The organism is Pollutibacter soli (genome assembly GCA_029269725.1).
Lineage (GTDB): Bacteria > Bacteroidota > Bacteroidia > Chitinophagales > Chitinophagaceae > Pollutibacter > Pollutibacter soli.
On the sequence record JARJHS010000007.1, the window covers coordinates 332021 to 345667 of the forward strand.

The 13647-nt window shown below is 41.8% G+C and carries 12 protein-coding genes; 5 read left to right on the forward strand and 7 right to left on the reverse strand.

Annotated features, from left to right (window positions below; translation table 11 throughout):
- The 7 genes from P2W82_RS18010 to kbl form a co-directional block, all read right to left on the reverse strand.
- Complete coding sequence (locus P2W82_RS18010) at window positions 1-2364, reverse strand: TonB-dependent receptor (RefSeq protein WP_336517315.1); 2364 nt, start codon at window positions 2362-2364, stop codon at window positions 1-3.
- Between the two features lie 212 nt (window positions 2365-2576).
- Window positions 2577-3692, reverse strand: a complete 1116-nt coding sequence (locus P2W82_RS18015; protein WP_336517316.1) for a hypothetical protein — start codon at window positions 3690-3692, stop codon at window positions 2577-2579.
- Window positions 3693-3775: 83 nt separating this feature from the next.
- Entirely contained in the window at window positions 3776-5809 is a 2034-nt protein-coding gene (ispG, locus tag P2W82_RS18020) for a (E)-4-hydroxy-3-methylbut-2-enyl-diphosphate synthase (RefSeq protein WP_336517317.1), read from the reverse strand.
- A gap of 233 nt (window positions 5810-6042) precedes the next feature.
- The gene (locus P2W82_RS18025) at window positions 6043-6663 is read right to left on the reverse strand and encodes a tetratricopeptide repeat protein (protein WP_336517318.1); all 621 of its coding nucleotides are present in this window, start codon (window positions 6661-6663) and stop codon (window positions 6043-6045) included.
- Window positions 6660-7658 carry a vWA domain-containing protein gene (locus P2W82_RS18030; protein WP_336517319.1) on the reverse strand — a complete coding sequence of 333 codons (999 nt, stop codon included), beginning with the start codon at window positions 7656-7658 and terminating at the stop codon, window positions 6660-6662. Before P2W82_RS18030 ends, P2W82_RS18025 begins: the two co-directional genes overlap by 4 nt.
- A gap of 61 nt (window positions 7659-7719) precedes the next feature.
- Complete coding sequence (gene blaOXA / locus P2W82_RS18035) at window positions 7720-8580, reverse strand: class D beta-lactamase (protein WP_336517320.1); 861 nt, start codon at window positions 8578-8580, stop codon at window positions 7720-7722.
- A 59-nt stretch (window positions 8581-8639) separates the two neighbouring features.
- On the reverse strand, window positions 8640-9827 hold the full coding sequence (gene kbl / locus P2W82_RS18040) for a glycine C-acetyltransferase (protein WP_336517321.1): 1188 nt from the start codon (window positions 9825-9827) through the stop codon (window positions 8640-8642).
- Between the two features lie 418 nt (window positions 9828-10245).
- Between kbl and P2W82_RS18045 the strand changes: the two genes are divergently transcribed.
- From P2W82_RS18045 to P2W82_RS18065, 5 genes are all read left to right on the forward strand, one after another.
- Window positions 10246-10458: a hypothetical protein gene (locus P2W82_RS18045; RefSeq protein WP_336517322.1), complete on the forward strand. Its 213-nt coding sequence runs from the start codon at window positions 10246-10248 to the stop codon at window positions 10456-10458.
- A 138-nt stretch (window positions 10459-10596) separates the two neighbouring features.
- Window positions 10597-11082, forward strand: a complete 486-nt coding sequence (locus P2W82_RS18050) for an RNA polymerase sigma factor (protein WP_336517323.1) — start codon at window positions 10597-10599, stop codon at window positions 11080-11082.
- Window positions 11083-11084: 2 nt separating this feature from the next.
- Entirely contained in the window at window positions 11085-12275 is a 1191-nt protein-coding gene (locus P2W82_RS18055) for a hypothetical protein (protein ID WP_336517324.1), read from the forward strand.
- A gap of 25 nt (window positions 12276-12300) precedes the next feature.
- A complete protein-coding gene (locus tag P2W82_RS18060) occupies window positions 12301-13158 on the forward strand; it encodes a hypothetical protein (protein WP_336517325.1) in 858 nt (285 codons plus the stop codon).
- Between the two features lie 56 nt (window positions 13159-13214).
- Entirely contained in the window at window positions 13215-13625 is a 411-nt protein-coding gene (locus P2W82_RS18065; RefSeq protein ID WP_336517326.1) for a DUF4332 domain-containing protein, read from the forward strand.
- The last annotated feature ends 22 nt before the right edge of the window (window positions 13626-13647 follow it).

The following is a 13647-nucleotide window of genomic DNA, read 5'->3' on the forward strand; positions in this document are numbered from 1 at the left end:
TTAAAAATAATAGTTCCAGGTTATCGACGGGATTGCACTATCAATAATCGATAGTTGCTTTGCCTGCAGCGTAGCTGCGTTCCGGATGAAATAAATTGAGTATGCATTGTCGTAACCATAGACATTGTAAATTGAAATATTCCAGACACTGTAATTTTTTTGTTCCTGGAACCTTTTCGTTACATAAGATAATCCTATGTCGAGCCTGTGATTTGCAGGAAGCCTGTCGGTATTTCTTTTTGAATAGTCAAATACGATGGTACCGTTGTAAGAATATGTTCCATCAGGATATGTGGCGGGCCGGCCCGATACATAAACAAAGTTTGCATTAAAGGTCCAGCCTTTACCCAATCTGAATTTTGTAATCACAGCCAGGTTATGCGGACGATCAGTATCCGCCGGATACCATTGCCCATTATTCACCTGCTCATTAGAGAATGGAGTCATTACCTGCACTTTGGTTCTCGAGTAAGTGTAGTTTACCTGCCCGGTCATAACCCCTTCATTTTTTATAAGACTGAACTCGATGCCATACCCTCTGCTCTGCGAGTTTAACAAAGCGGTCTCTATATATGGGTTAAGCAACAGCTTAGCACCGTCTTTGTACTGCAGAAGATTTTTTGCTTTCTTGTAATAGCCTTCTATTGAGGCCTCATATTTTTTCCCGGAAAAGTTTTTAAAAAAACCAGCAGCAAACTGATCTCCATATTGTGCTTTCAGATGTGAATCACTCAACTTCCAGAAATCGACAGGAGAAATTGCAGTAGTATTTGTGATCAGCTGAAGAAATTGCTGCCCACGGTTGTAACTTGCTTTGAACGAAAAATCATCGGTGAGGCTGACCCGCAGGGTTATTCGTGGTTCAAAACCACCATAATTTGCAATTGGTTTGTTTTTTCCATACACCGTGGAATCAGTAATAGATTCCTTTGTCATCGGTACACCTTCTTCGTAGTGGTATACCTTTTTCTCGCCGAGATATGCATAACCTGTGTATCTCACACCTGCCTGTAATGAAACGCGTTCTGAAAAATCATATTCCCAGTTTAAAAATCCGGCAAGTTCGTGCCCCTGTTCTTCTTCAACAGTAAATGGTAGAATAAAACTGGAGTCAGAGGTAGGATTTCGCGTGCCCGGCGATATAACTGACCTGATGTAATTGATTCCTGCTTCCCAGCGGTGTTTATTACTGACTTTGTACAGTAAGCTTGCTTTCCCCTGTGTTTGCGCTATAGTAGATTTTATCCGGAACTCATAATTAGGTGGCAGGTTGTCAATGTTTGAAGCATATTTACTGTAACTGCCATTGAGTCTGAGCGTAAATTTTGCACCAATATCGGAAGAATAATTCGCTGTCACCAGGTCAGATCGCCATTCGTATTGTGTTTCGTTGTCAAACTTGAACTTATCAAAACTGGTATATCCTGTTAAACTCAACCTGTTTTTCGCATTTATCTGGTAATCGAGTTTGCCAATGCCATCATAAAAGAAAGCTCTGCTGTCTCCGAATTTTCCAGGAAACTGCCTCAAAATAAAATTGGGATATGCTACCCGTCCACCAAGCGTGAAAACAAGTTTGTCCTTGATGATAGGGCCACTGGCGGTTGCACGAAAACTTACAGGACTGATCCCGGTAGAAAATTTCATTTTTTCCGAGAATCCAGATTTAATTCGAAGATTAAGCAGCGAGGAAATTCTGCCGCCATATTCGGAAGGCATGCCTCCTTTATAAAGCGTCGCATCCTGTACGGCATCGGGACTGATTGATGTGTAGAAGCCTAACAGATGCGAAGTATTGAATAAAGGAGCGCCATCAACCAACACAAGATTCTGATCTGCGTTACCGCCACGTACGTTAAAACCACCTGCAGCTTCCCCCTGGTTTGTTACGCCAGGCTGTGTAATTAATGCCCTGATAATATCCGGTTCACCGAAAAGTAATGGAGCGCGTTTAATGGCTTCAGGATTTAGTTTCACAATGTTCATTTGCGCTGCATTTACATTTACTTTCTCCTTAAACGCATTGATTACAATTTCATCCAGTTTTTCATTTGCACGTTTCTTAACAGTGATGTTGAGAAACTTGTTTTCTGTATTCAGATGTAATGAACGGATGAATGTAACGTATCCAATCACAGATATTTCCAGGGTTGCATCAGTAACAAAAACATTGACTGAAAAAAAACCACTGTCATCAGTGACGGTACCCGATTGGGTTTCGGTGATCATTACCGATGCATCTTTGATCGGTTGATGGGTATCGAAATCAAGCACCCTTCCGCGGACTTTGAAACTTGCCTGGCCAAGTACATCTCCTGAAAAAATGCTTCCCAGCAACAGGATGATAAGTGCTGATATACGCAAAGCTTAATCGTTTTTTAAGAAGGGGTAAATTAATTCTTTTCGGTTAAGGAAAAGCCTTCCCGAAAGCATATTTACCGGAAAGAAATAAAATACCTGAAAACAGGAGCATTGATGCAGCGACTATGGGATTTAACTTGTCATGACAAGCTTTTTTCGCATACGGCCAAAGGCTGATAATTTTACTAACGCTCAACTATAGCCGTAGAGTAAAATCATTCAACGTTCAGGCCTCTGATTACGACATTGCCGGTGCCGTTTTTATCGCATGGATACAATAAATCACGATCAAGCCGATCTCTTTTTGATAGCATAGTGTAGAACTGGTCCAGAAACTCCTTCTGAACTGAAATTGTTTTCTGTGAAAGCTTAGCATTTGTTTCTAACAATTGATATATAGAAGTCTTCACATCTTCAAATTGCTTCAGCGTTTCGTCATACACAGATGTATTTGGAATACAGTATCCACGAAAACGACGGGTTTTAATACTGGCAAGCATCAGTTCCGGGGCAGGTTTTCCATAAGGCGCATTTACCCAGCCTGACATGTCAAAATCATAAGGAACAGTAACTGGTCTGATGGAAACTGAATTCGTATCCGTTGTAATGAGTTTGATGTTCTGCATGTACTGTATTGACCAGTCGGTATTCCCGATCAGGTATTGAAAAATTGCCATCCGGAAAAATGCAGAACTGTCTGTGGCTGTAGGTGAAAGATGGTTTCGTTTAACAGAAAAGCTTCCGTTCCTTGCCGCCATTTCATCTTCATTTTCCAGCAAAAACGCGTAAATCGGCTTCTCCTGTTTGTTTTTATTGGATTGCTTCCATTGTAAATTTAAAAGCCTGACTTTAAAACTTTGTGGCGTTAGCAGATTGTACATTTTGTATGCCATCCACTCTTTTATAATCAGTTCTTCACTTCTGCATGGGACCACGAGTTTTAACTTTGATTGGCCATTAAAAATGGAGTTATCTGTTGAGTCATTTTTTCTGAAATGAAGCATTAACGGAGGGTAAGTACAATCGCCCTGTGTTCTTCTGAAGTGCCCCCGGGTTTTGGCTTCTATCGGAACGACAACCTTTTTGTTATCGTCAGTAGTATATGTAAGTGTCAATGGATGTTTTACTGCATCGTCAAACCGATCCCTCAGGAGTTTGTTGATATCACCCTCAATTACGACTTCAAGAATGGAATCGGATTCGAAAAGATTTCCGGCAGATTTTGTTTCGGTGACTATTGGTTTTCGGCCATTTGGTAAATGTTTATCAACCCCGAAAAATAATTGGGAAATCGACCAGGAAATGAGAAAACAAGTTGCCCAGGCTGACATAATACAGGCAAATTAAAAAGTTTCCGCCTGAGATGACCGGGTTATTTAGCGGATTGCCATTTTGGAAGGATGATTTGGTGTAACTAGGGTTCTACCCATGCATCATTTTCTTTTAATAGCGCGATCAGCTCTTCAACAGCGATATCACTATTGACATTTCTTTTCACCACTTCTTTTCCTTTATACAGCGTAATTTTTCCGGGTCCGCTGCCGACATATCCAAAGTCGGCATCGGCCATCTCGCCGGGCCCATTAACTATACAACCCATGATAGCTATTTTAACGCCTTTCAGGTGATGGGTTCTGGACCTGATCTTTGATGTCGTTTCCTGCAGGTCAAAAAGTGTGCGCCCGCAGCTTGGGCAGGATATGTACTCGGTTTTTGAGATACGAGTCCTGGTAGCCTGTAAAATTGAAAAAGCAGTGTTATTCAGAAACTGATGAGTGTTTTTTACTTCAAGATATGTACGGCCACTGACCCTGAGATTTTTCATTGATGCATCTTTGCTTCGCAGCCAGATTCCATCTCCCATTCCATCCAGGAGTAAAGCACCTGCCTCCGTAGAAAAATGTATCAGTTGGTCATCGATGGTTTCGCGATTACTTTCAACACAAAGAATAATCGGTGCATTAATTTTTTCTTCCATCAGCGTCATGATAAATCTTCTCACACTGGCCATAGGATACTGATTGGTTGATTCAAGACAAAGAATTGCCTTTTTATCTTTTTTCAGCAAATTCCAGAAGTCAGGAGAGTCCCAGGATTGATCAGTATCGACCAACACGAAATGCGTTGAATGTTTTAATTCATCTGATAAGGAAACGTAATCATCAGCATGAATTAATGGAAGATATTTTTCTTTATTCGGAGCCAGGATGAAAACGTCGCTGTCGCATAACACTTTTAATGTACCAGGCAGTGCAAAATCAAGGATCTTATCTCCTGTATAAATGAAATCAGCGGCAGCGTCACTGATATTCCATTTATCTGTTGCAGCATCATAGCTATATCCGATGGATTTCAAATGATCAGGAGTAATTGTCGATTTTTCACGAAAATCAGCAACAACAACCGGAACATGTTTTCCGCCGATATTATCGATTGTCTCGGTCATGCGTCTGCTGTATTCAAATGGTGAATATGGAAGTACATCGACTACCGGGATATCTCCTTCGTCGGGCGCGTTGTTTATTTCAATGCGGATATTACTTACTACAGGCACAGCATTTTCCCGAAGGCTATATCTTTTTACCAGGTCGCGACATACAGGGATTTCGAATTCCGGATCTTCGGTCAGGCTTACACGTATGGTGTCACCGATGCCATCTTCCATCAATGTACCGATACCTATGGCTGATTTAATTCTTCCATCTTCTCCATCGCCAGCCTCAGTTACACCCAGGTGCAGCGGATAGCAACTACCGAATTCCTCATTCATCGAACGGATCAGCAAACGATAAGCCTGGACCATCACCTGCGGGTTGCTGGATTTCATACTGAGGATGATGTTGTGATAGGATTCATCCCTTGCTATTCTCAGAAACTCCATAGCACTCTCCACCATCCCCATCGGGCTATCGCCGTAACGACTCATGATGCGATCACTTAAAGAGCCATGGTTGGTACCAATACGCATAGCGGTACCATATTCTTTGCAGATTTTTACCAGTGGGGTAAATCTTTCGCGAATTCTTTCTATTTCTTCGAGATAATCAACGTCCGTATATTCAATAAATTCGAACTTCTTTTTATCGACATAGTTCCCGGGATTGACCCTTACCTTTTCAATAATTCTTGCAGCAATTTCAGCAGCGTTCGGAGTGAAATGAATATCTGCAACAAGTGGTGTTGTAAATCCTCTTTTGCGAAGTTCGTTTTTGATATTGAGCAGGTTTTCCGCTTCTTTTTTTGAAGGAGCAGTGATACGCACAAGTTCAGCGCCCGCTTCAATACATCGAATCGATTGCTCAACAGTAGCAATAGTATCCATGGTATCTGTTGTCGTCATCGTTTGCACCCTTACAGGGTTCAAATTGCCGATGATCAGATCACCTACTTTAACCTCACGGGTCTCCAGTCTTCTGAAAGCCGTCATTGATTCACAATACCACTGCATATCTTGAATTTAGGGAGTCAACAAAATTACGCCGAACACTGATAATTAAAACGAATTCAAGTTCCATTTCGTGCCTGCAAACATGATGCTCACAAAAACAATGCTCCTAACGGAGCATGATTGTCAAATCCTGTCACCATCCCCAGGTACATTTGGCCTACGCGAAAGCTAACTTATCACTTTAAACCTTATACTTTCAACTACTTCTTTCACCTCGCAGTTCGCACTTTATTTTACCAGTCTTTATCCGGCTGACCAGGTGAAGGAACTTTCTGCTGATTTAATTTCTGCTGAAGTTGTTTTTCCTTTTCTTCCAGCCGCTGCAAAAGTTGCTGTACCCGCTGATCTTCCATTTTGGGTTGCGGCTTTTCCTTTTGCTGTTTTTGTTGCTGCTCTTTCTTTTTATCCTGGTTTTCCTGGTCCTGTTTCTTCTTCAGTTCTCTCAAAGCACGAAGAAGATTTTCGCGCGCAAGAGTATCTGCAGGATTCAATCGGAGGGCTTGTTTGTAAGCTTGGATACTTTCTTCCAGTTTTTTCTGACCAGTAAGGCTCACACCTTTATTGTACCAGGCGTCCGCGGTTAATTGTTTTGATCTGTTGAGGTTGATGGTTTCATCGAATGCTTTGTCGGCTTCCTCATTTGCACTCTCCCTGAACAGAGCGTTGGCCATATTAAAATTGGCAATAGCATTATTGGGATCAAGTTTTAGCGCTTCCTGGTATTCGGCTGCAGCTTCTTTATATTTTTTTCCCTTGTATGCCTTGTTTCCTTTTGCCACAGCAGTATTTGATTCCTGCGCCTCTAATGCGAAAGAAAAAGTGAAAGCGGCAAGAATAATTACTAATGTTTTCATGCGGTAACGTTTTTCCTTTCAGAAATGAACAGATCAGCCACCAGGATTATTAGCGCAACCACCAGGAACCACTGGAAAAAGCTACGATAATTGATCATGGATTGATCCGTAATGAACTTTTGTTCCATGCTGTTAACCTGGTCAAGTATACTGCTGACGGTCTCGTCGGTATTCACCAGCAGGCGATAGGTTCCATGCCCTTGCTGAGATAACTCCTGGAGAAATATCTCATTGAGCTTACTGACAACGATATTTCCTTCCTGGTCGCGTTTCGATTCACCTGTAACCGGATCCGGAATGGTGGTTCCCGTTGTCGTGCCTACACCAATAGTATGAAGAAGAATACCGCTTTCTGCCAGGTTCTGAACAATCGACATTGTTTTTTCGTCATGATCTTCACCATCTGTGATCAGCACAACGGTCTTGAATTTTTTGTCTTTCGAACCGAAAGCGTTGTTACAAATAGTGAGTGCTTCACCAATCACCGTACCCTGTGTTGGGACAGATGCAGGACTTGCCGTATTCACGTAAATTTTTGCAGCTGCGTGATCTGTTGTTAAAGGCATTTGCAGATAAGCCCTTCCTGCAAAAAGTACCAGTCCTATCCGATCGTTCTTGAGTTTGTCGATTAGTTTATTGACCAGCTGTTTTGCCCTTTCCAGGCGATTCGGCTGAACATCCTCCGCCAGCATACTTCTGCTCACATCAAGAGCAATCATTACGTCTACCCCCTGGCGTTGAATCTGTTCAATCTGACCTGGCGCCTGTAAATTGGAAACACCTAATGCGGTTAATCCAAATGCGCTGGCAACTAAAATGAATTTGAACAGAAATTTTTTTGGAGAATAACCGGCAATGAGGAGATTAACAAGCTTTTCATCACCAATTTTTTTTACCGTTTTTTTCTTCCAGATCAGAAGAAAGCGAAATAGCAAAACCATGAGCGGTATGCCCAATAATGCCAGAAGGAACAGGGGATTTTCGAAACGTAACAAATTGTGTTTCAGATTTTGTTCTAACGATAACAAAAAGAAAGCCAGACTGCGTAAACATCTCCTACATCCTGCCTTTATAAAATCCTAAATCAATCAGAATATCCTTTAACAGCTGTTTCCTGATTTCCGGGATTTCACTTTCTTTGGACGCATCAACTTCGAAATTCAGCACAAAAGGATATGTGTGCCTGTTTTCTTCCATCCATCCCACAACCCAGGCCAGTGGTTTTCCTGAAGGCGTTGTACCCCAGCCAGTTTTAAACGCCAGCTGATAAGCTGAATTGTTTTCCTGGATCATCATTTTTTTTACGGATTCCTGCACACTCGCCCGAAAGGGCAGCTGTTTGAAATAAAGCTTCTTAACCAGCCCCAGTTGTTCATCTGCAGAGATCTGAAGACTTTGGTCCAGCCAGAAGCTGTCGACTGCAGGGCCTATCTTCATATTCCCGTATTTGAGGCTGTCCAGCCAGAATTGCATAGTATCCCTGCCAATCAGTTTGGCAATTTGTTGAAAAGCCGGAACAGCCGAAACCCGAAACGCCTGATAAAGCGACATATCACGATTCCAGGCCTCATTTGCCCTTTGCACGCCATCCCATTGAATGATAACACTATCATCCCGGACCTTCCCTGATTGCATTGCAATCAATGCATTTGCAATTTTGAAAGTTGATGCCGGAGAATATCTTTCTCTGAAGCGTTCAATATTGTAGACAGTATATTTCCCGCGGCTGTTATCGAACATACCGAAACAACCAACTGCGCCGTATTTATTAAAATGTTGTTTCAGTTCATTATCAACTTTCACATTGTTTGACCTGCACGCCGAGAAAATTGTTGACAGAAACGGAAATAGTGCAATAACAAAAAGTGAATTTGAAAATTTCCTGTTGATAGAATTTCCGGAAAAGAAAAAGTTCATTCAGTTAGGGATGTTTATGCTGCATCTTTATTCTGCAGATGTTGGATTTGAATTGATGATCAGGCAATAACCTTTAAGGCACGTCCAACCTTTGTGAAAGCTGCAATTGCCTTGTCCAGTTGTTGTTTGTCATGCGCTGCTGAAAGCTGAACCCGGATCCTGGCTTTGCCTTGTGGTACCACCGGGAAGAAAAAACCTATTACATAAATTCCTTCTTTTAGTAGTTCCGCCGCCATTTCCTGCGCGACACGCGCATCGTACAACATAATTGGCACGATCGGATGATCGCCAGGTTTGATATCAAAGCCCGCCTGAGTCATATTGTTCCGGAAGTATTGGGTATTCCATTCCAGTTTGTCGCGTAGTTCAGTGGTTTCACTAAGCATATCGAGGACGGCAATCGAGGCTCCCACTATGCTTGGTGCAACAGTATTTGAGAACAGGTAAGGTCTGCTGCGCTGGCGAAGTACTTCAATCGCTGCTTTGGAACCGCTGGTAAATCCACCGGATGCTCCGCCGAGAGCTTTGCCGAGAGTTCCTGTGATCAGATCAATTTTACCCATTACTCCCCGATATTCATGTGTTCCGCGACCGGTTTTTCCAAGAAAACCTGAAGAGTGACATTCGTCAATCAAAACCGCGGCATCGTATTTTTCAGCAAGGGCTACAATTTTATCTAATTGTGCAATAGTACCATCCATGCTGAAAGATCCATCGGTAACTATCACGCGATTTCTTGCTGATGATGCTTCTTTAAGTTTTGCCTCAAGATCTTCCATATTGTTATGGAGGTATCTGAAACGTTGGGCTTTACACAAACGGATACCATCGATTATCGAAGCGTGATTCAATTCATCGGAGATAATCGCATCCTTGTCATTAAATAAAGGTTCAAATACACCGCCATTGGCGTCGAAAGCGGCAGCATAAAGTATGGTATCTTCAGTTCCAAGGAACTTTGAAATCTTAGCTTCCAATTCTTTATGAATGTCCTGGGTGCCGCAGATAAACCTGACGCTGCTTAAACCATATCCACGATGATCAATGTATTTTCTTGCCGCCGCAATCACTTTCGGATGGGATGAAAGTCCGAGGTAGTTATTAGCGCAAAGATTAATAACTGTTTTCCCGTTCACCCTGATTTCAGGGCCCTGGGCGCTTTCAATGATTCTTTCTGTTTTATAAAGTCCTGATTCTTTTATTTCTTCCAGTTCACCCTGCAACCTGGTAACCAATGCTTCATTCATGAGTTGCGTTTAGTGGGCAAACCTAAGAAAAAATTCAGTGCCGGTTTCCCTTCAAAAACCTGGCAGGTGTTATAGACCTCGCAGGTGTAATACCTGGCAGGTCTTAAGACCTGGGAGGTCTTAGACCTACCAGGTTGGGTACTTCTCCGGCCGGTTTTTGCGGCTCAAAATGAGCAAAAGTTGGGATGCATTTTTAGAGTTTGCTCCTCAAAACCAGATTCTTATTGGTAAAAGCCAGCGGTTAAGATCAGACACCTGGCAGGTTTTTTAAACCTGCCAGGTCTTAAGACCTGCCAGGTCTTAGACCAGCGAGGTCTTAGACCTAGGAGGTGTCCCCGGATTTGAAGATTATTTAACTTTTCTAATAAAGACGGTAACTTTTTTCGGCTAATTTCGTCATATGATCTAAATCGCTATTATGAAAAAGGGAACCACTGCTCATCTGCTTACCTACATCGTTTTAATTCTAATGGTTTCCGGACTGTATGCCTATAATATTAAAAGTAAATGTGATGACGGCACTGCGGTATGCAAGGTAAAAAGGCCTAAAGAACAGGATGATATAAAGCTGAAAGTGAATGTTCCGCTTTGGCAATCGCTTTCCCGGCAATTGATTACGATCGGCAAATAGTATCGACTTATATAATTAAACCCGGCAAATTGCCGGGTTTTTTATTTCCGGTTGTAACAAATTAAAACCTTAGCCGTATAACCTGTGTATAAGATCGACAGAAGATTAAATTTGCCTAACGGACTCAGCACTGAGCTTATGACGGAAAAAGAATACAACCAATGTGTGAACCAGTATGCGGACAACGTATATCGTTTCATCGTGAAAAATCTGAAGAACGAAGAGGACGCCCGGGACGTGGTGCAGTCATCATTTGAAAAAATGTGGCGCAACCGCCAGAGTGTTGATGCCCAGACTTCAAAATCATACCTGTTCACCGTGGCGTATCATCAGATGATTGATCATATCAGAAAGGTTAAAAGAATTAGTTTAAGAGAAGACTTTAATGAAGATGTAAGAGTGGTAGACCAGCCGAAAACAAATCTCAGGGCCATCCTGGATGAAGCCTTATCGAGATTGAACGAGACACAAAGATCATTGGTGATGCTGAAAGATTACGAAGGATACAGTTACGAAGAGATTGGAAAAATAACCGGCTTAAATGAAAGCCAGGTGAAGGTGTACCTGCATCGTGCGAGGATCCAGTTAAAAAATTTTTTGGTTAAACCGGAAAATGTAGTGTAGTCATGAAGATTAACAGAGAGAATTACGAAGAATATTTCATCCTTTACGCCGACAATGAACTGAAGTTGGCGGAAAGAAATATGGTGGAAGAATTTGTGGCTATTCATTCCGATCTTAAAGAGGAGTTTGACATGATGCTACAGATGAAACTTGATCCCGAAGATCAAATGGCTTTCCCTGATAAAGGATCACTTTTCAAACCAATAGAATTACAGGATGACCAATTTCAGCCGGAGCCAGGTCAACTGGAAATGCTGATGTACATGGATAATGAACTTGAAGAAGAAGAACGGTTGAAATTTGAAAAGAAGCTTAAATCAGATAAAAAGATAAGAGAAGAGCTGGATATTTTCCTGAATGCAAGGGCTGAGCCCGATTTTAAAGTGGTGTTTCCGGATAAAGCATTGCTCTATCGTCACACTGAAAAATCTGCACCGATTTTCAGGATTACCTGGGTAAGGGTTGCCGTTGCTGCAGCAGTAATATTGATTGCTGGATTACTATGGTTGAACAGAAGCGATTCCGGTAACAGTACTATCGATCCAACTGTTTATGCGAAGAACGATGGCAATGAAAAGGTAGAAGGCAGAAAAGCGGATCAGCCTGAATCCAAAAAAGATTCTTCTGCAGAAACAACAGGTGTAGCAGATAATCAAAGGGGATCATTTAGGGCGACAGATGAATCAGAGCGAAAACAAGAGACAAATAGATTAGTCGCGGGAAGGAATACAAAAGATAATGCAGAAAAAACAACAACAATTAAAAAGGTGACCGGCGGTGAAAAACCTTCAAATCACCTTGCTGTAAATAGGGTTTCTTCACCAGATCCTTTGCAAAAAAATATCACAACACCAGATCCCGGCAACCCAATTGATAAAAACGAAATAAACACAACAACGGCTATTGCTAAAACTTCGCCGCCGAATATTACAGACCGGCCGGAAATGAGTTCCACTGCCAGTTTTGCATCTGCGAATCATATCAAAACCAATTATGCTACAGATGCCCTGTTGCATGGTGATGATGAAACTGCAGAAAGAACAACTCAGTTGACCGAAGAAGAAAAGCCACGCAAAGGCGCACTGCGCGGATTTTTCAGAAAAGCAAACCGTGTCCTTAACAGAGTAACCAACCCTGATCAGGGACCAGCATCAGTAAGAGTTGCAGGATTTGAAATTGCTTCAGCACAGTAAAGAACATAAAGAAAAAATCAAGAACATGAAGAAGGTATTATTTATCCTGCTTGCAATGGCAGGGACAGGGAAAGGATTTGCCCAGAACGATACAACAATCGTCAGCATTGATAAGAAAGAAGGCGGCGACACCATTCGTGTAGGTAGTATGGTGATTGTAAGAAATGGCAAACCAGGAAATTATTCCGGCGACAACAACACCTATCACTATTATCGCAACAGTTTTTACAGAAAGAATATCAAAACAGATTTCCTGGTATTTGATATGGGCTATGCAGGCATCAATGACAAGACTGATTACAGTTCAGCTGAAGCGCAGGATTTTTTACATGACCAGGGTGGAAAACCTGCGACCGCCGGTGACTACTCAATCAAAGGTGCAAGGATTTCCAATTTCAATCTTTGGTTTTTCATGCAGCAGATGAATGTATACAAACACTATGTAAATCTGAAGTATGGAATTGGAATCGAATGGAACAATTACTATTACAAAACTCCTATTACTTATGTCGATGGCGGCGAGCCATATACCATCCGGGACACTGTTTCATTCAGTAAAAACAAACTCGCGGCAAATTATCTGACCGTGCCTTTGATGGTCAATTTTAATACACATCCTGGAAAAAGACATGGAGGTTTGCAGGTAAGCTTTGGCGTAAGTGCTGGATTTCTGATTGATGCAAAAACAAAACAAATCAGTGATGAGCGAGGAAAGGTGAAAAACAAAACTGACTTCAATCTTGAGCAATGGAAGTTGGCTTATGTCGGTGAACTCGGAATCGGATTTGTAAAACTGTACGGATCTTACAGCATGACCCCATTACATAAATATGGCCTTGATCAATATCCCTGGACAGTCGGAGTCAGGCTCAATGCGTGGTAAAAAAAATTGCTTCAAATAATTTTGGTGTACTAACTTGAACCAAAGTTTTTGAAGACATGAGTTACAATGTTATTGATATTGAAGGCATCGGACACAATTACGCGGAAAGACTAAAAGCAAAATGTGGAATTTCCACAACAGATGAGTTGCTGGAAAAGGGTGCCACCAAGCGTGGTCGAGAAAAGATTGCTGATGAAACTGAAATTCCTGAATCACTGATACTTACCTGGGTAAATCACGCTGATCTGTTCAGGATCAAGGGAGTGGCGGGGCAGTTTTCGGAATTACTGGAAGCAGCAGGAGTGGACAGCGTGAAAGAATTCGCTACCAGAAATCCGGATAACCTCCATGCGAAATTGATGCAGACTAATGATGAATTTGGGCTAAGTGGAAAAGTTCCTTCAGTAGAAAGTCTGAAAGCTATGATCGATCACGCTAAGACATTGGATCCCAGAATTTCACACTAGAAAATATTATAAAAAGTTAAAA

Coding starts and splice junctions, on each gene's coding strand:
- P2W82_RS18015 (WP_336517316.1), bottom strand. CDS start 3,692: ATGTCAGCCTGGGCAACTTGTTTTCTCATTTCCTGGTCGATTTCCCAA.
- ispG (WP_336517317.1), bottom strand. CDS start 5,809: ATGCAGTGGTATTGTGAATCAATGACGGCTTTCAGAAGACTGGAGACC.
- P2W82_RS18025 (WP_336517318.1), bottom strand. CDS start 6,663: ATGAAAACATTAGTAATTATTCTTGCCGCTTTCACTTTTTCTTTCGCA.
- blaOXA (WP_336517320.1), bottom strand. CDS start 8,580: ATGAACTTTTTCTTTTCCGGAAATTCTATCAACAGGAAATTTTCAAAT.
- kbl (WP_336517321.1), bottom strand. CDS start 9,827: ATGAATGAAGCATTGGTTACCAGGTTGCAGGGTGAACTGGAAGAAATA.
- P2W82_RS18045 (WP_336517322.1), top strand. CDS start 10,246: ATGAAAAAGGGAACCACTGCTCATCTGCTTACCTACATCGTTTTAATT.
- P2W82_RS18050 (WP_336517323.1), top strand. CDS start 10,597: ATGACGGAAAAAGAATACAACCAATGTGTGAACCAGTATGCGGACAAC.
- P2W82_RS18055 (WP_336517324.1), top strand. CDS start 11,085: ATGAAGATTAACAGAGAGAATTACGAAGAATATTTCATCCTTTACGCC.
- P2W82_RS18060 (WP_336517325.1), top strand. CDS start 12,301: ATGAAGAAGGTATTATTTATCCTGCTTGCAATGGCAGGGACAGGGAAA.
- P2W82_RS18065 (WP_336517326.1), top strand. CDS start 13,215: ATGAGTTACAATGTTATTGATATTGAAGGCATCGGACACAATTACGCG.